Annotated in this window: 24 protein-coding genes and 1 pseudogene; 13 read left to right on the top strand and 12 right to left on the bottom strand. The window is 62.5% G+C overall.

Annotation, left to right across the window (positions count from 1 at the left end):
• Positions 1–106 precede the first annotated feature (106 nt).
• On the top strand, positions 107–379 hold the full coding sequence (locus ACZ1HK_RS17885; RefSeq protein WP_472629826.1) for a hypothetical protein: 273 nt from the start codon (positions 107–109) through the stop codon (positions 377–379).
• A 7-nt stretch (positions 380–386) separates the two neighbouring features.
• On the opposite strand, the gene ACZ1HK_RS17880 is transcribed toward ACZ1HK_RS17885, so the two are convergent.
• Entirely contained in the window at positions 387–1,715 is a 1,329-nt protein-coding gene (locus tag ACZ1HK_RS17880; RefSeq protein ID WP_472629825.1) for a putative bifunctional diguanylate cyclase/phosphodiesterase, read from the bottom strand.
• Entirely contained in the window at positions 1,712–2,347 is a 636-nt protein-coding gene (locus ACZ1HK_RS17875; RefSeq protein WP_472629824.1) for a PAS domain S-box protein, read from the bottom strand. Before ACZ1HK_RS17875 ends, ACZ1HK_RS17880 begins: the two co-directional genes overlap by 4 nt.
• Before the next feature lie 486 nt (positions 2,348–2,833).
• Here ACZ1HK_RS17875 and ACZ1HK_RS17870 point away from each other — a divergent pair, with 486 nt between their 5' ends.
• Both ACZ1HK_RS17870 and ACZ1HK_RS17865 read left to right on the top strand, forming a co-directional pair.
• On the top strand, positions 2,834–2,986 hold the full coding sequence (locus ACZ1HK_RS17870; protein ID WP_472629823.1) for a hypothetical protein: 153 nt from the start codon (positions 2,834–2,836) through the stop codon (positions 2,984–2,986).
• An 85-nt stretch (positions 2,987–3,071) separates the two neighbouring features.
• A complete protein-coding gene (locus ACZ1HK_RS17865) occupies positions 3,072–3,761 on the top strand; it encodes a nicotinate-nucleotide adenylyltransferase (protein ID WP_472629822.1) in 690 nt (229 codons plus the stop codon).
• On the opposite strand, the gene ACZ1HK_RS17860 is transcribed toward ACZ1HK_RS17865, so the two are convergent.
• Together ACZ1HK_RS17860 and ACZ1HK_RS17855 are read right to left on the bottom strand one after the other, a co-directional pair.
• Positions 3,667–3,867, bottom strand: coding sequence for a hypothetical protein (locus ACZ1HK_RS17860; RefSeq protein ID WP_472629821.1), 201 nt, complete (start codon positions 3,865–3,867; stop codon positions 3,667–3,669). The genes ACZ1HK_RS17865 and ACZ1HK_RS17860 overlap by 95 nt on opposite strands.
• Before the next feature lie 61 nt (positions 3,868–3,928).
• Complete coding sequence (locus tag ACZ1HK_RS17855) at positions 3,929–4,537, bottom strand: EamA family transporter (protein ID WP_472629820.1); 609 nt, start codon at positions 4,535–4,537, stop codon at positions 3,929–3,931.
• A 134-nt stretch (positions 4,538–4,671) separates the two neighbouring features.
• Between ACZ1HK_RS17855 and dacB the strand changes: the two genes are divergently transcribed.
• Positions 4,672–6,153, top strand: coding sequence for a D-alanyl-D-alanine carboxypeptidase/D-alanyl-D-alanine endopeptidase (gene dacB / locus ACZ1HK_RS17850; protein WP_472629819.1), 1,482 nt, complete (start codon positions 4,672–4,674; stop codon positions 6,151–6,153).
• Positions 6,150–6,656: a GNAT family N-acetyltransferase gene (locus ACZ1HK_RS17845; RefSeq protein ID WP_472629818.1), complete on the top strand. Its 507-nt coding sequence runs from the start codon at positions 6,150–6,152 to the stop codon at positions 6,654–6,656. Before dacB ends, ACZ1HK_RS17845 begins: the two co-directional genes overlap by 4 nt.
• 48 nt (positions 6,657–6,704) lie before the next feature.
• Here the strand turns inward: ACZ1HK_RS17845 and ACZ1HK_RS17840 are convergent, their stop codons facing one another.
• From ACZ1HK_RS17840 to gltX, 4 genes are all read right to left on the bottom strand, one after another.
• Positions 6,705–6,893, bottom strand: a complete 189-nt coding sequence (locus tag ACZ1HK_RS17840; RefSeq protein ID WP_472629817.1) for a PLDc N-terminal domain-containing protein — start codon at positions 6,891–6,893, stop codon at positions 6,705–6,707.
• Between the two features lie 67 nt (positions 6,894–6,960).
• Positions 6,961–8,352 (bottom strand): MATE family efflux transporter, encoded by a 1,392-nt coding sequence (locus ACZ1HK_RS17835; RefSeq protein WP_472629816.1) that lies wholly within the window; start codon positions 8,350–8,352, stop codon positions 6,961–6,963.
• 271 nt (positions 8,353–8,623) lie between these two features.
• Complete coding sequence (locus tag ACZ1HK_RS17830; protein ID WP_472629815.1) at positions 8,624–8,989, bottom strand: mannan-binding lectin; 366 nt, start codon at positions 8,987–8,989, stop codon at positions 8,624–8,626.
• 1 nt (position 8,990) lies between these two features.
• On the bottom strand, positions 8,991–10,517 hold the full coding sequence (gene gltX, locus ACZ1HK_RS17825; RefSeq protein WP_472629814.1) for a glutamate--tRNA ligase: 1,527 nt from the start codon (positions 10,515–10,517) through the stop codon (positions 8,991–8,993).
• Positions 10,518–10,589: 72 nt separating this feature from the next.
• On the opposite strand from gltX, the gene ACZ1HK_RS17820 reads away from it, so the two are divergent.
• The gene (locus ACZ1HK_RS17820; protein WP_472629813.1) at positions 10,590–10,994 is read left to right on the top strand and encodes a metallopeptidase family protein; all 405 of its coding nucleotides are present in this window, start codon (positions 10,590–10,592) and stop codon (positions 10,992–10,994) included.
• Positions 10,995–11,085: 91 nt separating this feature from the next.
• Entirely contained in the window at positions 11,086–12,243 is a 1,158-nt protein-coding gene (locus ACZ1HK_RS17815) for a PAS domain-containing sensor histidine kinase (protein WP_472629812.1), read from the top strand.
• 43 nt (positions 12,244–12,286) lie between these two features.
• Here ACZ1HK_RS17815 and ACZ1HK_RS17810 read toward each other — a convergent pair whose 3' ends face one another.
• On the bottom strand, positions 12,287–12,721 hold the full coding sequence (locus tag ACZ1HK_RS17810) for a DUF1801 domain-containing protein (RefSeq protein WP_472629811.1): 435 nt from the start codon (positions 12,719–12,721) through the stop codon (positions 12,287–12,289).
• Positions 12,722–12,739: 18 nt separating this feature from the next.
• The gene (locus tag ACZ1HK_RS17805; protein WP_472630872.1) at positions 12,740–13,024 is read right to left on the bottom strand and encodes a hypothetical protein; all 285 of its coding nucleotides are present in this window, start codon (positions 13,022–13,024) and stop codon (positions 12,740–12,742) included.
• On the opposite strand from ACZ1HK_RS17805, the gene ACZ1HK_RS17800 reads away from it, so the two are divergent.
• Positions 12,929–13,180, top strand: coding sequence for a hypothetical protein (locus tag ACZ1HK_RS17800; protein ID WP_472630932.1), 252 nt, complete (start codon positions 12,929–12,931; stop codon positions 13,178–13,180). The two genes, ACZ1HK_RS17805 and ACZ1HK_RS17800, sit on opposite strands and share 96 nt — an antisense overlap.
• Positions 13,181–13,204: 24 nt before the next feature.
• Here ACZ1HK_RS17800 and ACZ1HK_RS17795 read toward each other — a convergent pair.
• A pseudogene (locus ACZ1HK_RS17795) lies at positions 13,205–14,730 on the bottom strand (cryptochrome/photolyase family protein).
• A complete protein-coding gene (locus ACZ1HK_RS17790; protein WP_472629810.1) occupies positions 14,727–15,392 on the bottom strand; it encodes an SDR family NAD(P)-dependent oxidoreductase in 666 nt (221 codons plus the stop codon). The pseudogene ACZ1HK_RS17795 and the gene ACZ1HK_RS17790 overlap by 4 nt, the downstream one beginning before the upstream one ends.
• Positions 15,393–15,467: 75 nt before the next feature.
• On the opposite strand from ACZ1HK_RS17790, the gene ACZ1HK_RS17785 reads away from it, so the two are divergent.
• From ACZ1HK_RS17785 to mreC, 5 genes are all read left to right on the top strand, one after another.
• Complete coding sequence (locus tag ACZ1HK_RS17785; protein WP_472629809.1) at positions 15,468–16,112, top strand: histidine phosphatase family protein; 645 nt, start codon at positions 15,468–15,470, stop codon at positions 16,110–16,112.
• Between the two features lie 222 nt (positions 16,113–16,334).
• Positions 16,335–17,894 carry a 2-isopropylmalate synthase gene (locus ACZ1HK_RS17780; protein WP_472629808.1) on the top strand — a complete coding sequence of 520 codons (1,560 nt, stop codon included), beginning with the start codon at positions 16,335–16,337 and terminating at the stop codon, positions 17,892–17,894.
• Complete coding sequence (locus tag ACZ1HK_RS17775) at positions 17,894–18,505, top strand: hypothetical protein (protein WP_472629807.1); 612 nt, start codon at positions 17,894–17,896, stop codon at positions 18,503–18,505. The genes ACZ1HK_RS17780 and ACZ1HK_RS17775 overlap by 1 nt, the downstream gene beginning before the upstream one ends.
• Positions 18,506–18,660: 155 nt before the next feature.
• Complete coding sequence (locus ACZ1HK_RS17770) at positions 18,661–19,701, top strand: rod shape-determining protein (protein WP_224816026.1); 1,041 nt, start codon at positions 18,661–18,663, stop codon at positions 19,699–19,701.
• Between the two features lie 27 nt (positions 19,702–19,728).
• Positions 19,729–20,670 carry a rod shape-determining protein MreC gene (gene mreC / locus ACZ1HK_RS17765; RefSeq protein WP_472629806.1) on the top strand — a complete coding sequence of 314 codons (942 nt, stop codon included), beginning with the start codon at positions 19,729–19,731 and terminating at the stop codon, positions 20,668–20,670.

Below are 20,670 nucleotides of genomic sequence, written 5' to 3'. Positions count from 1 at the left end.
ATCGGGTGGATGGGGGGCCTGTCAAGGGCGGGGGGACCGCCTTGGCCGGCTTGTCTCTGGTGGGGTAGGAGACGGGTGTTGAACAGGTGAGACGGGAGCCGGTGAGATGACTGACGCGAGACGAAAGACCTGGCCCATTGTGGTGGGGCTGCTGTTGGCGGTGAAGGCGGCGGTTTTGCTGTTGCCTGATCTGCTGCGGGTGGCACCGGACGTGGCGCGCGTGGGGCCGGAGATGGTGCGGACCGTGCCGTGGGGTGTGGTGGATGAGGCGGCGCCAATTGTAGTGCAGGACGATTGGGGTCGGATCACGGACGCTGCGTTGAGCGGGGCCGAGATCACCGTTGACGCGGTAGGGCTGATCGAGGTCGAGGACGAATAGCCTGACGTCAGCTTGCCGCGCGGAGATCCGCCGCGCGATCACGTTCCGATGGAATGACAATTTCGGCACCGCGTTCAACCATTTCGATCAAGGCGTCGCGTCCCATTGGGCGTGCGATGCCGAAGCCTTGCAGACGGTAACACCCGTGTTTGAGCAGGAAATCCGCTTGTTCGCGGGTTTCGATCCCTTCGGCAAGCGTGCCCACACCAAGGGTGTGGCACAGCCGCAGGATCGAGGTGGTGATGATGCGGGCCGAGCGTTCGGTGGTGACATTGGCAATCAGGCTGCGGTCGAGCTTCACGCCGCTGACGTTAAGTTGGCCCAGATGGGCGAGGCCCGCATAGCCAACACCGAAATCGTCGAGGTAGACGGAATAGCCCCTCTCACGGAGCTGATTGATCCGCGCGGCTGCGACGTTGTCGGTCGTATCTGCGCCGAAAAACGTTGTCTCCAGCACTTCGGCGATCATGTGGTCGGGGGACAGATTGGCAGCCTTTGCCTCTTCCTCCAGCCGGCTGAGAAAATCGGGATGGGCCAATGCCTCGGACGAGGTGTTGAAGGCGCCGAGGATGCGGTGACCACGGGCCTCAAGCTCGGCTACAAGGGAGGCGGTGGCGCGCACGGCGGCAAAATCGACATCCGTCATCCGGTTTATGCGGGCTGCAAAAGGCAGGAACCGGTCTGGCGGCACCCGTTCGCCATTGGCGCGGGTCCAGCGAGCCAGCGTTTCAAAGGAGCGGATTTTGCCCGTTCGGCCATCAAGGATGGGCTGATGTTCAAAGCCGATCTCATCATTGTCGAGGGCATCGACGAATTCTTCCATCATCGCATTCTCGCTTTCCTGCCGTTCGTGCAGGTCGGCGTCGTAGCGCGCAATTGAGGGGGCGCCGGGCACCTTGGCCTCATATAGGGCGAAATCGGCAGAGCGGATCAGATCCTCAGCCCTGATCTGGGCTCCCTCACTCAGCGCGAGACCGATAGAGGCGCCGCAGGTCAGCGTCGTCTCGAACACGTCAATTGGCGTCCGGATGCGTTCCAGAAGAGTATCGGCGAGCATTTGCAGGGCATCGAAATCTCTGACGCCCGGCATGGCCATGAGAAATTCATCCCCGCCCATCCGGCAACAGATCGCGTCAGGCCCACCGGCGGCTTTCATCGCCTCGGCGACATGGACGAGGATCTGATCACCGGCGGCATGGCCATTGCTGTCATTGATTGCTTTGAAATGGTCGAGGTCGATGCAAATGAGGCCCAGATGACGCTCGTCGCGGGTTTCGCGTCCCAACACCGCGTCGGCCCGTCGCAAAAAGGCGGAGCGGTTCAGCAGGCCCGTCAAAGCATCATGGTCGGCGGCATGTGTGAGATATATTTTTGCTTCTTTGAGTTCAGACTCACGCTGGACCTGTTGCGTGACATCGCGTGAGACCAGAACAACGCGCTGCTCCCCGGTCTTGGTTCGACCAATGCCTGGCTGAATTCGTGCCAGAAACGTTCGCCGTTTTTGCGGACATTTGGGTGGCGGTGGAAGGTTTTGAATGTGTCGTCGTCGGGATTGAACCGGAAATTCTCGATCTCTTTGTCGGATGGCTTGTCCTCGGGCGCGAAACAGAATTCCTGCGGCTTTCGGCCAATGATCTCCTCAAGCTCATATCCCATGGTTCGGCAATAGGCGCTGTTGGCCCAGATGATGCGCGCCTCCATATCCTGATACAGAAGGCCATCATTGGCGTGCTGCGCCACAGCGCGGAGGACAGCTTCGTGTGCGGAGACATCATCAAGCGCGCGTTCGATGCGCTCCAATGCGCCTTGCGCTTTGCGGGCTGCCCGGATCTTGACGTGCAGGAGGGCAAAGGTAACGAGCAACAGGGCCACAAGGGCGCTTTCGACCGCCACAAAGATGCTGAGCCAACCGTTGGACACAGCCTCTGCCCAATTGAAATCGCCCAAAAAACTCTCAATCCACTGCACGGAAGCCGACCTGCCCTAGTACCTTAAGGGCGCACCTTAGGCCCCCGCCCCCAAGCATCCGTTAATGCGCCGGACAGGCGATGCGTTTTCTTTCTAGAACTTTAATCAACTCTGAATTCGACCGAAGTGGTGAACTTCCGCCCATCCGAAATTGACCGAATTTAAGAGTAGACTGAGGCCGTCGGGCTTTGCTATCCGGCCTTTACCGAAACCCGGAAGGAGCCTGTCATGGCTATCTCTTGTCTCTTTGGAATGCGCCCGGCGGGCGCAGTGCAAGCCCCCTAGGGCGTGGCCAAGAGACGGGTTGTTGTGACAATCCATCCCGAAGGCCGCCCGTGACGCGGCCTTTCTTTTTGCTTCGGTATCTCTACCCAAATCGCAAACTGTCTGTCCCTTCGCGCGGCGGCTTTCCCAAACCAAGGAAAGACCAATGCAGACGAAAGTACGTTTCAACCCCTGATCCTGTTGCGCCGGTTCCAGGACTGGATGATCCGGCCGTTGGATGAGGGGCAAATCAAGCCCAAGGATACCGATATCCCCGACTATCTGCGGCGCGATGTGGGCCTGCCGCCGCATCATCGCAAGCGGCACCAGCGGAGCGGGGACCCGCCCACGCGGGATCCCTTCAGGCTGTTGTAGCCTGGGGGCGGTGCGCCGTGGTTGATTGACAGCCCCGCCCTGCCGCCCCATCAAGGCGCGCGTTTTTCATGGGAGAGCGCGCGTGATGCGCCATGAGATGCCCTTTGCGATGCCCGGCCAGGTGATTGGCCTGTTCGGCGGGTCCTTTGATCCGCCGCATGAGGGGCATGTGCATGTCAGCCGCGAGGCGCTGAAGCGCTTTGGGCTGGACCGGGTGTGGTGGCTGGTATCGCCCGGCAACCCGCTGAAGGCGCGTGGACCGGCCCCGTTGGAGCGGCGGATGGCGGCGGCACGGGGCTTGATCCGGCATCCGCGGGTTGAGGCCTCAGATCTCGAGGCGCGGATCGGCACGCGCTACACGGCTGAGACGCTGGCGCAGATGCAGGCGCTTTATCCCGGTGTGCGGTTTGTCTGGCTGATGGGGGCCGACAATCTGGCCCAGTTCCACCGTTGGCAGCGTTGGGACTGGATCATGGAGCATGTGCCGGTTGGCGTTCTGGCCCGGCCTGGTCAGCGGATCTCGGCGCGGACCAGCGTGGCGGCGCAACGGTATGCGCAAGCGAAATTGCCAGCCTCGGCGGCGCGGCTGTTGGGGCGGTCTGAGGCCCCGGCCTGGTGTTTTCTGAACGTGCCGATGCGTGATGTATCGAGCAGTGCGATCCGCGCGCGGGGGAGTGGGGCTAGGCGCGTTTGCCGAGCAGCCCCGCAAGGCCCGAGACCAGCAAGATCGCGAGGCCAGCAAGGTCAATGGCGTCAGGCAAGTCGCCGAAGATAAGCGCGCCGAAGAGCGTAGCCCAGATCAGTTGCGTGTAGACAAAGGGCGCCATGCGGCTGGCCTCGGCCCGGCGGTAGGCGAGGATCAGCAGGAAATTTCCGGCCATGGAGCAGAAGGCGGAGGCCAGGGTAAGCCCTGCGACTTGCGGTGTGAGCGGGGGAGCGCGGTCAGGCCGAGGGGGAGAGGACGAGCGCGCCGATGGCCAGTTGCGACAGCAGGAGCGCGCGGGGCCGCGGCGGTTCTGCCTTTTGCGCGCCGATGGGCGCGACGGACGCGATCCAGCGGCTCATCACCAGGTAGGCGCCATAGAAAAGCCCCGCCAGCACCGCAAAACCCGTGCCTGTCGTCATGCCAAAGCCCGGTTTGACCACGAGGATGACCCCCAAGAACCCGAGGCAGACAAGGCCGAGGCGGAGGGCTGAGAACGGCTCCCGCAGGAGCCAGACAGACAGGAGCCACGAGAGGATGGGCCCCACGAAGAAGGCACCGAAGACGTTTGCGATGGGCTCGGACCGGAGCGCCGTCAGGATCGAGGTGATGCCGCCCACGATGAAGAGTGCGCGCAGCCAGACGCGCCAATCGGCGAACAGGCGGGGCGACAGGGCCGCGAGGGCGAAGGGTGCGATCATCAGCGCGCCCAGGGCAAAGCGGCTCCACGCCACAAAAACAGGGGCCACGCCCGCTTGCGTGAGCAGCTTGCCCGTTGCGTCGCCTGCCGGGATCAGCGCCATGGCAAGCAGCATCAGGGGAAGCGCGCGGAGGGTGTTTGTATCCATGGACAGGTGCGTATCGGGAAAGGTCAAGTCAGGGAACCCTAACGGAATATTCACGAAAACCTGTCCTTTCAGGGGCTTGAGCGTGAGAGGGTCGGCAAGGTATCCTGTGCATAACTGCCAAACGACACGACACCATGATTAACAGACGGATCTTTGCCAGCGGGCTTCTTGCAAGCACCGCGACCGCCGCGTGGGGTGCCGCACCTGAACGGTCTCTCAGACCGCAGCTGCGCCCGACCGGTTTCCTGATCCGTACCATCCCCGAAGCGACCGACCTGATCCGCGACGCGAACCTTGGCGGGCGCATCGGATTTGCTGTGGCCGATGCCGCAACAGGCGAGATGCTGGAGGTGGTGAACCCCCTCTACCCGCTGCCGCCTGCATCGGTCGCAAAGGCTGTGACCTGCGCTTATGCGCTGGACCGCGTCGGCCCCGCGCATCGGTTCCGCACACGCATCGTCTCGGACGGGGTTCTGGCGGACGGACGGCTGGACGGAGACCTGTGGCTTGTCGGCTCGGGCGACCCGATTTTTGACACCGACGCCCTGGCTGGCATGTGTGCCCAACTGACCGAAATGGGGGTGCGTGAGGTCACCGGTCGCTTCCGCGTGGCCACGGGCGCCCTGCCCGAGATTTGGCAGATCGACCCCGCGCAGCTACCGCATGTGGGGTATAACCCGGCCATCTCGGCGCTGAACCTCAACTTCAATCGGGTCCATTTTGAATGGGAACGGGTGGGCGAGGATTACACGATTTCGATGGATGCGCGGTCGACCACATTGCGCCCGTCGGTGCAGGTGGCGCGGATGCAGATCGCGGAACGGACCACGCCGGTCTACACCTACTCTGACGCTGAAAACCATGATGCCTGGACCGTCGCGCGCGGTGCCTTGGGCGATGCCGGGGCGCGCTGGCTTCCGGTGCGCCGACCCGCCGCTTACATGGCCGAAGTCTTCCAGACACTGATGGCGGAACAGGGTGTTCGTCTGCCCTCCCCCGAATACGCGCGGAGTGCGCCGGATACGGCGCTGGTTCTGGTTGAGCACTCGTCCGATCCACTGGAAGATATCCTGCGTGGCATGATGCGCTGGTCGACCAATCTGACGGCGGAAGTGATGGGGCTGATGGCCTCCCAAGCGGGGGGCGCGCAACCGGCGGGCCTAACCGAATCGGGTACGGCGATGGCGGATTGGATGAGTGACCGGATGGGCGCACGGAATGTGCATTTCGTCGATCACTCCGGCCTTGGCGTCGGCAGTCGCATCCGGCCTCAGGACATGACCCGCGCACTGGTCGCAGCAGGACCGAGCAGCCGGTTGCGCAATTTGATGAAAGACATCCCGATGCGCGACCGAGACGGCAATGTGATCGAGGATCACCCGGTCGAAGTGGTCGCCAAGACCGGAACGCTCAACTTCGTGTCGACGCTGGCGGGGTATGCGCGCGCGCCGTCGGGCCGAGACCTGGCCTTCACGATCTTCTGCGCCGATCTCGACCGGCGCGAAGCGATCCCCGAGGATCAGCGCGAGCGCCCGCAAGGCACCCGAACCTACAACCGCGCCGCCAAGCGCCTGCAACAGGCTTTGGTGGAACGGTGGAGTACGGTCTACGCGTGAGCGACACGAGATACAGCTTTCGCCGTGCCACACTAGTTGATCTTCCCATGCTGACCGCGTGGCGCGACCTGTCGCATGTGGCGGAATGGTGGGATGAGGATCCGGTCTTCGATGTGGAGGATCTGGAAGACCGCCGCCTGTCGCTGAGCGTGGTGCTGTGCGATGGCGCGCCATTTGCATTCCAGCAGACCTACTCGGTCAAGGGTTGGGACTTTGAGCACCATTTCGGGCACTTTCCAGATGGTGCGCGCGGGATTGACCAGTTCATAGGTCCACACGAATGGCTTGGCAAAGGCCATGGCAGCGGGTTCATCCGGGCCAGTCTGGCGCAAATGTTTGCGGATGGCGTGCCTGTGGTGGCCACCGACCCGCACCCGGACAATGCCCGCGCAATCCGGGCTTATGAGAAGGCAGGGTTTCGCGCCCATGGTCCGGTGATGGACACACAATGGGGTCTGATCTTACCGATGAGTGTTTGGGCCGAACTCAGCACCCTGACGTAAAAAAGGCCACCCGCCTGGGGTGGCCTTTTGATTTCGCCGGGACTGGCGTTACACGTTGATGCTGCTGCCGCCTTTGGGGCCTGCGATCAACCAGGCGATAAAGCCCAGGACCGGTAGGATCAGGATAGCGAGCATCCAAACCAGCTTTGCGCCCGTCGATGCGGCCGATGTCCATGTTTTGAACAGCGCGTAGATGTTGGCGATCAGAACGATCAAGCCGATAATGCCATATTCCATTGGTCTTTCCTCCGGTTACTGTGTCTTGGGAAGAGAACAACCGAGGGTGGAAAAGGTTCCGGGAAATTTATCTGCGCATGTGGAACAGGGCGTGCAGGCGGCCTTCGCGCGCGAAGGGATCTTTGGGTCTTGGCGCGGCTTCCTGCGCCATTATCCGGCGCACGAGGACGAAGGACAGCAGGCCAAAGGCGACGCCCCCCACGGCCTGCCCAATTAGCACGCCCGCCGCGCCGAACCAGATGGAAAACAGCATCACAAACGGGATCGTGCCAAGCGTATGACGTCCCCAGTTCACAAGTGTGGATTGGTAGGGATGGCCCAGATTGTTGAAGCTGGCGTTTGAGACGAAGATCATCCCGTTGAAGAAGAACAGAAGCGCCAGCGGGCCGCAGAACAGGAAGACCAGCTCGCGGGCGGTGCCTGTCGCCTCGAACAGGGCCGCGATGGGGCCACGCAGACCAAAGAGGATGGCGGAGATCAGGACCACGACGATGGCGCAGAACGCGAGCGCCTCGGTATAGGTGCGTTTGACTCGGTCGTGTTTGCCGGCGCCAAAGTTTTGGCCAACGATGGGGCCGACCGCGCCCGACAGCGCGAACAGAATGCCAAAGGCCACGGGTGTGAGGCGGCCCACGATGGCCATGCCGGCGACGGCCTCTTCGCCGTATTCAGCCATGGCGCGGGTGACGTAGGCCTGGCCCACGGGTGTGGCGAGTTGGGTTGCGACGGCGGGGCCTGCAAGGGCGAGGATCGGGGTCAGGTCGAGGCGCAAATCCGGAAGCGCGGGGCGGTCGAAGCCGCCATGGTGGCGGACGATCGGGACGATCGCCATGACGCAGATGGCAATCCGCGCGCAGACCGATGCGATGGCGGCCCCGGTCAGCTCCAGATCGAGGCCGAAGATCAGGATCGGGTCGAGGACCGCGTTCACTACACCGCCCCAGATCGTGACCATCATGGCCCGGCGCGCATCGCCATGGGCGCGCAGGATCGCGCCGCCGACCATGCCAACCAACAAAAGCGGCAAGGAGGGCACGATGATGCGCAGGTAGGAGGTGGCCAGCGGTTGGGTCATTTCGGAGGCGCCGAGAAGGGCCACAAAGGTGGGGACGTAGATCCAGACGATGGCGGCAAAGATTGCCCCGAATATGACGCCATATGTCAGCGTCGTGCCCGCGCGGCGTTTGGCCAGCGCCTCATCCCCCGCCCCCAAGGCGCGCGCGACCAATGCCCCGCCCGCAATCGCCATGCCGATGCCGAAGGAGGAGGTGAAGAACAGGATCGCGCCGGCATAGCCGACGGCGGCGGCCAACTCCTCCTTCCCCAACATGGAGATGAAGATCATGTCGACGAAATCGACAAGAAACACGGCCATCAATCCGAGCGATGACGTCAGCGACATCACCGTGATGTGGCGGAAGAGGGAGCCTTCGAGGAAGACGGCTTGCGGTTGACTCATGGGCGATTGGTGGCACGTGCTGGTATCATTCTGCCAGCAAAATCGCCACGGAATGTGCAGGGCCGGGGTTGCGCCGCCTTTGGGCGTCGCCCGGGAAAGCGCCACGCAGGGCGTTGAGCCCTACGCGACGCTGATGCCTCCGGCGGGCATGTTCTGGGAACAAAGATGGGAAGGTTCGCGCCTTCTTTGTTCCATGAAAATGCAAGTCGGACGGATGCTGCCCGATGCGGACGCCCGATCCATATCACCGAGCCTCCGCACCAGGTGCGGGTCAGCGGATCTGGCAGACCGACATCTCGTTGGGCACGGTTGTCCACCAATGGCCAGTCCACTCGCCGCCTTGGGAGGCCGCAATGGCCGGGCAGACCTGGTTGGCGTGCTGCTGGTTCCAGATCGGGCCGGCATTCACCGCACGGGCAGGTTGCGCGATGCTGATCTGGCAGACCGACATCTCGTTAGGCACAGTCGTCCACCAATGGCCGGTCCACTCGCCGCCTTGCGAGGCCGCAATCGCCGGGCAGACCTGATTGGCGTGTTGCTGGTTCCAGATCGGGCCGGCCTCAACGGCTTGTTGAGCAAAGGCCAGGGACGGGCTGGCGAGAAGGGCGAGGGTCAAAAGCGTGGGAATGCGTTTCATTTCAATGAGTCCGGGTGTTGAAGGGGCAGTGTCCGAACCCTATCGCAAGACGGTCGCAAAGTCGCGTAGAGGATTTCCCGCGCATCACATTTTGGTCAGAACGCCACTGCGCGCGGGGTCCGGCGCAGCCGGGCGCCGCGCGCCGGGTCGCGTGCGCGCGCAGGCCGAAGGCCGAGGACGCGGCGAAACACCTGGGCTGCGGGTTAGAGCGACGGCTTTTTTGGAGAAGGCGCATGACATCGGCCATTTCCGGCCCCCGCTCCCGACCCGTCACCGCTTTGCGCAGCGGCATGAAAAGGCCCTTGCCCTTGCGGCCCGTCGCATTCTTCACGGAGCTTGTCCATGAAGACCATGTCTCGGCATCGTAAGGGGCGTCGGGCAGCATATCGAAGGCTTGGGCCACGAAGTCGCGATCTTCGTCATCGACCAGCGGCGCGGCGCCGTCGCGGAAGAGGGTCCACCATTCGGCCATTTCGGACTTGCGCGTGATATTGGCGCGGGCGACCTCCCAGAAGGTGGGGGCGAGGTCAGCGGGCACGCCGAGGACGGCGATGTCGTCTGCGACCGCCGCATAGGGCGTTTCGTGCAGGATGCGTGCGGTCAGCGGCCAGAGGTCTTCGACGTCGAACTTGGTGGGGGCCGAGCCGAAGTGGTTCAGGTCGAAGCCGTCTGCAAGTGCGTCGATGCTGTCGACCAATTCCACCGGCTGGGACGATCCGATGCGCGCCATATGCGACAGGAGCGCCATGGGTTCCATCCCCTGTTCACGCAGATCGCGGAGCGCCAGCGTGCCGAGGCGTTTGGACAGCGCCTCGCCCTGCGGGCCGGTCAGGAGCGAATGGTGGGCGAAGTTCGGTGCGGTGTGGCCAAGGGCGGCCATGATCTGGATCTGAGTGGCGGTGTTGGTGACGTGGTCGGAGCCACGAACGACGTGCGTCACGCCCATGTCGGTATCGTCCACAACGGAGGCAATTGTGTAGAGCACCTGCCCGTCCGCGCGGATCAGGACGGGGTCGGAGACGGAGGCGGCGTCGATGCTGAGATCGCCAAGGATACCGTCGGTCCACTCAATGCGCTCATGGTCGAGCTTGAAGCGCCAGACGCCATCGCCGCGGTCGGCGCGGAGAGCGGTTTTTTCCTCGTCGGAGAGGGCAAGGGCGGCGCGGTCATAGACCGGGGGCTGGCCCATGTTGAGTTGCTTCTTGCGCTTGAGGTCGAGCTCGGTTGGCGTTTCCCACGCCTCGTAGAACCGGCCCTTTTCGCGCAGCTCATCCGCCGCTGCCGAGTATCGGTCGAAGCGGTCGGATTGCTTTTCCAGCTGGTCCCATTCGATGCCCAACCATTCCAGATCACGCTGGATCGCATCCGCGTATTCCTGGGTGGACCGCTCCGGATCCGTATCGTCGAGCCGAAGAATGAACGTGCCGCCTGCCTTCTTCGCGATCAGGAAGTTGAAGAGCGCCGTGCGCAGGTTGCCGACATGGAGGTATCCGGTGGGCGACGGGGCGAAACGGGTGGTGACGGACATGGGACGCGGCCTCAGATACGGGAATGCGGGCCTTCCTCTTTCACGGGGCGCGCGTTTTGTCCATATCGGGGCATGGACTATGCCGACCAGACCGCCCCGAGCCTCGCCCAGATGGAAGAGATGGCCTATGCCGCCCGCGATGCGCTGGCTGAGCCTTGGAAAGGCCCCGCGGCAGCGGTCGTGATCCGGGTCGAGGATGTGGCGGACCCAGCCATGCTGTCGGAATTGGAGATGGAGGACCCGTTCGAGTTGACGGGGCTATACGACGGCATTCCGCTGACCCAGAAATCGGTGATGGACCAGCCAGAGGGGCCGGACGCGATCTGGCTGTTTCGGCGCGCCATCCTGGATGAATGGGTGGACCGGGGGAACGTGACGCTGGCGGAGCTTGTGACCCACGTGCTGATCCACGAATTTGCGCATCATTTCGGCTGGTCCGATGACGATATCGCTGGGGTCGATCGCTGGTGGGAATAGGACGGAAAGAAACGTCTTGTTAATTTCGATTGTCTAGCAGGTGGGCGAGGTGGGCCGTGTGGGTCCGCCGATTCCGTTTGAGGACGACAGCATGGCCCCTACAAGCGCAATTCCGGATGAGGCGGCACTGGGTCGTCTTGTGCAGTGGATTGATGGCATTGATCTGCCGATGTTCATCCTTTTGGAACACAACGCCGCCCGGTTAGAATTTGTGCACGCGAACGAGACCCTGGGACGTGTGGCTGGTGTGCCGGCCTCTATCTTCGCGGGGCGCTCCGCTGAGGAGATTTTTCCGGCGCGCATGGCCGTTCAGCTGAGTGGCAATTACCGGGCCTGTCTGGATGGGGACAAGCCGGTCTCGTACGAGGAATGCCTGATGATCGAAGGGCGTGAGACATGGTGGCAAACCACCTTGTCCAAGCCAGCCGGGTTCGGGGGCCGTGTTGTCTTGGGCATTGCCGTTTCCACGACTGAGGCGAAGGCACGCGAATTCGCAGCCGCTGAGGCGGTGTCGGAAATGGCGGCACGGTTTGACGAATTGCAATTATTCTCGACCATGGCCGCCCATGATGCGCGCAGCCCGCTGGCGACCGTCTCCAGCCTGGTGGATCTGGTGCTGGACGGGTTCGATGATAGGGGGGACGGCAAGGCCGAATTGTTGCGCCTGATCTCCAAAACAGTGGACGAGGCTTTGGATCAGATTGGCAGCACGCTGGCGCGGAGCCGCGAGTTCAGCGGCGATGTCTCACGCCCGACCGAAGTGGAATTGGGGCGGCTTGCCAATGACATCGCGGCGATGGTCGACCCGGAAATGACGTTGGAGATTGATGTGCCTGAGGCCAGCATCGAGTGCGATGCAGTCGTCGTTCAGATGGGTCTTCGCAACCTGATGGCGAATGCGGCCCGGTTCGCGGGTGAGCGGATTTGCGTGCAGTTGGGCGAAGACAGGGTGCGTGGCCTTATCATCCTGGACGTGGCCGATGATGGCCCCGGGCTGCCCAAGGGCACACAGTTGCGCGACCTCAGCGCCGAAGGGGAACGCCGCGACGGAACCCATGGTTTCGGGCTACGGTCTGTCCACCAATTGCTGAAAAGCCGTGGCGGCACGCTTGAGGTGCGCCCGGCGCTGGACGACGAAGGCTTGCCAGGCGCGCGGTTCCGCATGGAGGTGCCGGGCCGTGTCTTGTCGGGTGCGCCGCAAACGCCGTCGACCGACGACAGTGCTTCGTTGTGGGCGGAGGCCAGCTAGGGCCGTCTGATCTGTTTGGCCGGTGGTTGCGGCTTCGGTTTTCTCAGACCGAGTGGACGGCCCATTTTGCATCAAGATCGTGCAAGCCGGTGCGCACCAGTTCCCGCAGAACGCCCGTATCCACATCTGCCAACTTGTTGATGTAGAGGCAGGATTTGCCCATCTTGTGCTTGCCCAGCCGCGCGAGGATGGCGTCGTAGTCCTGATATCCCGGCATGATGTAGATCGACAGGTTCGCCTTGCGCGGGCTGAACCCTGTCGCCAGAAAGGATCCTTCGCGCCCGCTGTCATAGACATAGTCGTAGCGACCGTAACCCACGATTGTCGGACCCCACATGCGGGGCGTGAACCCCGTGACATCGCGGAAAAGGGTATCAAGGGCCAGCGCATCGGCGCGGCGTATGGGGTGCTCGACGGCTTCAAGGAAGGCGATGACATCGGCCTCGGTGGCTTGCGTTTTGTTTTCGGCTTTTGCCATGGCACGCGCCTTCTTTGATCAATTGCGAGGACGGACAGAGGCTAACATGTCCAGCGCAATTCCGAAATCGGGGAGCCGTTCGCTTTGCCGATATGCAAGCATAGCCAGGGTGCGGCCGTCCGAAAGGCTACGGATGGCGCGCAATTCGTGCATGGGTCCGCCAGATCCCCCAGTCGGTCTTGTGCCGATTGAATAACGGAAATCTTGGTGGCGTCCGTAGATGAGGCGGTAGTGCAGCTGGAGGGGCACATCGACGTTGATGCGGACGCTCATGGGGGATCGAAGGTTTCCGGTCTGTTGGATGTCCAGGCCGGTTGGGATTTCGGTCGCCTCGAACCCGGGCGGGAGGTTCAGTTGCAACGCGGCGCCCAATGGCACGAGGTGTTGCGCCATCGACGGGTGAGCAGAGAGACTCAACGCCCCAATCAGGACAGCACGACGATGAAGGTGGCGCGGTAACATGGGACGGTAGTAGGCGTTGTGCTAGACCCGATCACCTGCGGAAAGCCTTGCCAGAAAGTCCTCGGCCGATTGCAGGGTATCGGCGCGTTTCTCGTCCGACATGCGCATCCATGTCCGGTACATTTGCGCCATGCGGGGGTTCTTGCCGAAGCGATCTTTGTGGCGGTCGAGGAAGGCCCAGTAGAGGTAGTTGAAAGGGCAGGCCCCCTCCCCCGTTTTGACCTTCACATCATAGGCGCAGCCTTTGCAGTAATCGGACATCTTGTTGATGTAATTGCCGCCGGACACATAGGGCTTGGACCCGACGATGCCGCCATCGGCGAACTGGCTCATCCCGATCACGTTGGGCGCTTCGACCCATTCATAGGCGTCGGCATAGACGGCGAGGTACCATTCGTGGACCTCATGGGGGTCAATGCCTGCAAGCAGGGCGAAGTTGCCGGTGACCATGAGGCGCTGGATGTGGTGGGCGTAGGCCTCGTCACGGGTTTGGGAGATGGCCTCGGACAGGCACGTCATGCGCGTGTCGGCGTCCCAGTAGAAGCCGGGTAATTTGCGTTGGTGGTTCAGTGTGTTGCGGCGCGTGTAGTCGGGGCCTTCGCGGAAATAGATGCCACGCATGTATTCGCGCCAGCCGATGATCTGGCGGATGAAGCCTTCGACGGCATTGAGCGGGGCTTGGCCGGATTTGTAGGCGTCTTCCGCGGCCTCGCAGATTTCGCGCCAGCCAAGAAGGCCCGCGTTGAGGTACATGGAGATGACGGAGTGGTAGAGGAACCGTTCGCCCACCATCATGGCATCCTGGAAGTCGCCGAATTGCGGCAGGGCGGTCTTGATGAAATGGGTCAGGGCGCGGCGGGCTTGAGTGGTGTCGGTGGCGAACCAGAAGCCGTCGAGCGTGCCGAAATTGTTGTCGAAGCGGGATTGGACCAGTGCGAGGACCTCTTTAACCGTTTCGTCCGGCGTGAATTGCATCGGCCCGCCGTCGATGCCGCCGGGGGCGGTTTGCGGTTGTCGTGGTCGTAGTTCCACTTGCCGCCTTCGGGTTTGTCACCGTCCATCAGAAGGCCAGTCTTGCGGCGCATCTCACGATAGAACCACTCCATTCGGAGTTCCTTGCGGCCCTCGGCCCAGGCGTCGAATTCGGCGTGGGAGCAGAGGAAGCGGTCGTCGGGGAAGACGTGGACGGGGATCGGCATCTCTTCGAGGGCTTCGATCAGGCGAAATTCGCCGGGTTCGGTTGCAAGGGCTTCCTCGGCTGACACCTCCTCGCAGGCGCGCAGGATTTCGCCGGGGATGGAGCCGGAATTCTCGGGGTCGTCGAGTTTGGTGTAGCGGACGTGCCAACCGTCGTTGTGCAGGCTGTCCGCGAATTTGCGCATGGCGGCGAAAAGGAAGGCGATTTTCTTGGGGTGGTGGGGGACGTAGGCGGCCTCATCCGAGACTTCGGCCATCAGGATGATGTCGCGGTCTTTGTCGGCCTCGCGTAAGGCGCGGATGTCGGGCGAGAGCTGGTCGCCAAGGATCAGAACGATGCGAGGCTTCACCAAGGCACCTCTGCCCCGGAATAGTCGTAGAAGCCGCCGGATTGAGTGGGTTGCAGGCGCTCCATGACGTCGCAAAGCATTTTTGCGGTCTCGTCTGCGGGTACGGTCTTATGGGTTCCGGCATAGTCCTGCGTGAAGGGCGTGGCGACCGTGCCGGGGTGGAGCGCGACTGTGATGGCATCTTTGTGGGTGCGGCTAAGTTCGACGGCGGCCCCGTGAACCAGCATGTTTGCCGCCGCTTTGGAGGCGCGATAGCTGTGCCAGCCACCGATGCGGTTGTCGCCGATGGAGCCCACGCGCGCAGTAAGCACTGCGCTGACGGAGCGGCCCTGTTTCGGCAAAAGGCGCGGCAGATGGCGCAGGATATTGGCGGTGCCGATGGTGTTGACGGCAAAGACCTCGGCCATGGCCATCGGGTCGATCGCGGAGAGTTGTTTTTCGGGCTTTTGCCCGGCCGCGGCGAGTATGCCGGTGGCCACGAAGATGGTGTGGAACGGACCGTCGAGCGCACCGAGGATCGCGTCGACCGTATCGGCATTGGTGATGTCCAAGCCGTCGGCAGACCGCGAGAGGCCGGTGACGTTCCCGCCCCGCGCCTGCATTTCGGCCACCATGGCCTGTCCAATGCCGCCCGAAGCGCCGATGACGAGTGCTTTGATCATGGCGAGTGCAGGTAAGGCTGACCGGCCTTGCGTCAAGCGGTGGGCGCGTTAGGAGGGGCAGAGAGGAGTATCACGATGGGTGAATTGATCCTTGTCCGACATGGACAGGCGAATTCCGGGGCGACCACGGAAGAGGACTATGACCGGCTATCGGCGCTGGGGCACATGCAGGCCGGGTGGTTAGGCGAATGGTTTGCCAAGCAAGAAGCCGGGTTCGATCAGGTCTATCGTGGGACCATGCGGCGCCACCGGGAGACGGCGGAAGGGATCGGTGTCGAGGCGCAGGCCGATGCGCGGTTGAACGAATTGGATTACTTCGCACTGGCGCGGGACATGGAGATCACCCACGGGATGCCGATCCCGGCGACGCAGCAGGATTTCGCGGATCACATTCCCCAGACGCTGAAGGCGTGGCACGCGCAGGAGATCAACGGGTCTGAGCCCTTTGCCGAATTCGAGGCACGGATCGCGACGGTGCTGGCGGAGGCTGCCACGCCAGGGCGGCGGGTGCTGTGTGTGACCAGCGGCGGAGTGATTGCGATGTCGCTGCGGATTGCCTTGGGTTTGGATATGGACCGGTTGGCGCAGGTGCTTTTGCCGATCTTCAACTCCTCCGTTCATCGGTTCCGGGTGGTGGAGGGCGGGACATTCCTGACCAGCTTTAACGCCGTGCCGCATCTGGAGGGGCCGGAGCGGGAAGAGGCGCGGACCTGGGTGTAAGCTGCACTGACCAGCTTTGCCTCTTTTCATTTACGATTTCCGGTGTATCGTGCGGCGCATGTTGACCAAGCAGCCTCATATCCTTTTGCCCGCGGACCCATCGCGTGCCACCCTGCTTGGCCTTCTTCTCCTTAGCCGCCTCTGAGCGTGCCATTCGGCGCGACCGCTCAGGGGAGGGACAGCGCCGGAGAGAGACACACTCAAGCCTAAGGATATGAAGAGATGACCACCGATAATCGCGTATTGATTTTTGACACCACCCTGCGGGATGGCGAGCAGTCGCCCGGCGCCACGATGAGCCATGACGAGAAGCTGGAGATTGCCGGGCTGCTCGATGAGATGGGCGTGGATATCATCGAGGCCGGGTTTCCGATTGCCTCCGAGGGGGATTTTGCCGCCGTCTCAGAGATTGCCAAGAACGCCGTGAACTCCACGATCTGCGGGCTGGCGCGCGCGAACTTCAAAGATATTGACCGGGCCTGGGATGCGGTGAAGCACGCAAAAAGCCCGCGTATTCATACGTTTATCGGTACGTCGCCGCAGCACCGGGCGATCCCGAACCTGACGATGGACGAGATGGCGGATCGTATCCAGGAGACGGTCACGCACGCGCGCAACCTCTGCGAGAATGTGCAGTGGTCGCCAATGGATGCGACGCGGACCGAATGGGAGTATCTGGCGCGCGTGGTTGAGATTGCGATCAAGGCCGGGGCCACAACGATCAACATTCCCGATACCTGTGGGTATACGGCGCCGGTTGAGAGCGCGGACCTGATCCGGCGGCTGATCGCGGAAGTGCCGGGCGCGGACGAAATCATCTTCGCCACGCACTGCCACAACGATCTGGGCATGGCGACGGCGAATTCGCTGGCCGCTGTGGCCGGTGGCGCGCGGCAGATTGAATGTACGATCAACGGGTTGGGCGAGCGTGCGGGCAACACCGCGCTGGAAGAGGTTGTGATGGCCATGAAGGTTCGCCACGACATCATGCCCTACACGACGGGCATCGACTCGACCAAGATCATGCATCTGAGCCGCCGTGTCGCGACCGTTTCGGGCTTCAACGTGCAGCCCAACAAGGCAATTGTCGGCAAGAACGCCTTTGCCCATGAGAGCGGCATCCACCAGGACGGGATGCTGAAAAGCGCCGATACGTTCGAGATCATGCGGCCCGAGGATGTGGGCCTGACCGAGACCAATATCGTCATGGGCAAGCATTCGGGGCGGGCTGCGTTGCGGTCCAAACTGAAGGATCTGGGCTATGACATGGCCGACAATCAGCTGAACGACCTGTTTGTGCGGTTCAAGGCGCTGGCGGATCGGAAGAAAGAGGTCTTCGATGATGACCTGATCGCGCTGGTGACGGATGCGGGCAGCGACGGAGAGGGCCATCTGGAGGTCAAGTTCCTGCGGGTGATTTGCGGGACGGAAGCGCCGCAATCGGCGGATTTGACGTTGCGCGTTGGTGACGACGACATGCAGGCCACAGCGCAGGGTGATGGCCCCGTGGATGCGGCGTTCAACGCGGTCAAGGCGCTGTTCCCGAACGAGGCGTCGTTGCAGCTCTATCAGGTGAGCGCCGTGACGGAAGGCATGGACGCGCAGGCGACCGTGACGGTGCGGATCGAGGAAGACGGGCGGATTGCCACGGGCCAGTCGGCGGATACCGATACGGTGGTGGCAAGCGTGAAGGCTTATGTGAATGCGCTGAACCGGCTGATCGTGCGGCGGGAGAAGACCGGCGGCGATGTGAAAGAGGTCAGCTACAAGGATGTTGGGTGATGCCGGCAAAGGACTTTGTTCGAACGCTTGTTTCCTGCGCCCTCACGACGGCGTGCGGGTCGGTCGCCTACGCCCAGGCCACCTGCCCCTCGGCGAATGATTTGGATCAGGGCATCGCCCTGATCCGCAGCGAACCATTTTATAGCAACGTGATGACCCTAACGAATGACGGGCTGGCGGAAGCGCGCGTGATGGTGCGTGACGGCGAGCCGGAAGAGGTGTCTTCGACATATTCGCACGCTTTGACGGTCACCGGCCGGATCGGTGCAAATGGCACACTGGCCTTGGTTTACGACGATGACACGTCGGCCCTTGATCGCCTTGTCGAGCTTGGAACTTGGTCAACGAGCGTCACCCTTTTTGTCGATGATGTTCCTCAGAACACTGGCATTTCGACGGCGACCTATCTTGGCACCACGGAATTCACACTGGGCGATTGCGTTTACGAAACATGGCAGGTCAGATCTTCGCTTGCGCTGGACGGGCGTGCACCGATCCTGCAGGATCGCTATTTCGCACCGTCATTGGGTTTGGCCATCGGTACCGTGTCACTTGATGGAGACGGCAATCCAATCAGTGGCGTGATATTTGACAGGATCGAGGTGCGTTAGCGCGATGGACTTGCTCAATGCGGCAAACCTATGCCGACCGCCTCTTGGCGCACCCCTTGCCGCATAGCCCCCCTAACGTCTATATGCCGAGTCTCTGGTGGGCGTCCTCGTGAAGGGGAGGCCCCTTTTTGAATTGACGAACGGACCGCGTGCCCATGGCCGGATTTCTTGGCAACCTCTTCTCCTCGGATATGGCGATCGACCTCGGGACCGCGAATACGCTGGTCTATGTGCGGGGCCGGGGCGTTATCCTGAATGAGCCGTCTGTGGTGGCTTACCAGGTCAAGGACGGCGTGAAGAAGGCTTTGGCCTTTGGCGAGGACGCAAAGCTGATGCTGGGGCGGACGCCGGGTAGCATTCAGGCGATCCGGCCGATGCGGGACGGTGTGATTGCGGATTTCGACGTTGCTGAAGAGATGATCAAGCACTTCATCCGCAAGGTTCACAAGCGCACGACATTCTCGAAGCCGAAGATCATTGTTTGTGTGCCTCACGGCGCGACCCCCGTTGAGAAGCGCGCCATTCGGCAGTCGGTTCTGGGGGCCGGTGCGCGGAAAGCGGGCCTGATCGCGGAGCCGATTGCGGCGGCGATTGGGGCGGGCATGCCGATTACCGATCCGACCGGATCGATGGTTGTGGATATTGGCGGTGGTACGACCGAGGTGGCGGTCCTGTCGCTGGCCGACATCGTTTACGCGCGCTCCGTCCGTGTTGGTGGTGACCGGATGGACGAGGCGATCATCTCCTACCTGCGGCGCCAGCATAACCTGTTGATTGGCGAGGCGACGGCGGAGCGGATCAAAACCTCCATCGGGACAGCGCGGATGCCGGACGATGGGCGCGGGGCCTCGATGCGGATTCGCGGGCGAGACCTGTTGAATGGTGTGCCGAAAGAGACCGAGATCAGCCAGGCCCAGGTGGCTGAGGCCTTGGCCGAACCGGTGCAGCAAATCTGTGAAGCCGTGATGGGCGCGCTGGAAGCGACACCGCCCGATCTGGCCGCAGATATCGTGGATCGCGGTGTGATGCTGACCGGCGGTGGCGCGCTGCTTGGAGAGTTGGACCTCGCGCTGCGGGAGCAGACGGGCCTTGCGATCAGCGTGGCCGATGAAAGCCTGAACTGTGTGGCGCTCGGCACGGGCAAAGCGTTGGAGTATGAGAATCTCCTCCGCCATGCGATAGACTACGACAGTTAATCCACGCCAACCCCCGAGAGGCACCTATTGGCCCGGGACAGTTATGACGCATCCGTAACGCGACCCGTCCGGCGATTGCTGTTGGCGGTGCTGGTGCTGTTCCTTGTCTCGCTGGTGCTGATCTGGCGGATCGACAACCCGCGGATGGAGCGGATACGGGCCGCCATTGTGGATCGGTATGTGCCGAACATGGAATGGGCCATGGCGCCGATTACCGGCATCGCGCGCATGGCCGAGGATTTCCAAAGCTATGCGCGCTTGTTCGAGCAAAATCAGGAATTGCGCCGCGAGTTGCAGCAGATGCGGGCCTGGCGCGAGGCGGCGTTGCAACTGGAACAGGAAAATGCGCGCCTGCTGGATTTGAACCGCGTGCAGCTGGACCCCGAGCTGACTTTCGTGACGGGGATCGTGCTGGCCGATAGTGGATCGCCCTTCCGACGCTCGGTTCTGCTGAACGTGGGCGCGCGGGATGGTATTCTGGATGGATGGGCCACGATGGATGGCTTGGGTGTCGTTGGGCGGATTTCGGGCGTGGGCGACAGCACGGCGCGGGTCATGTTGTTGACGGATGCTGCAAGCCGCATCCCGGTGACGATCCTTCCAAGTGGCCAGCAAGCGCTTTTGATGGGCGACAACTCAGCCAATCCCGTGCTCGATTTCGTGGAAGACCCCGAGGATATCGCGGCGGGCGACAGGATTGTGACCTCGGGCGATGGCGGACTATTTCCGCCCGGACTGCTGGTGGGGCAGGTGGTGTTCACTTCGGACCGTCTGTTGCGCGCGCGGCTGTCGGCGGATTTGCAGCGGCTGAATTTCCTGCGGGTCATGCGCAGTCATCCGGGCACGACCCTGGATGACCCTGCTGATCTGATCGGCCCGCCCTGGCCGCCTGCCGGGATGATCGTGGATGAGGAAGGCGCGCTGGTGCCGGACCCGTCGGCGCGCGCACAGGTCAACCCGGACGAGTGA

The organism is Gymnodinialimonas sp. JB5-7 (genome assembly GCF_055693405.1).
Note: the sequence above shows the minus strand (reverse complement) of the source record. Positions and strands in the feature narration are given on the sequence as shown.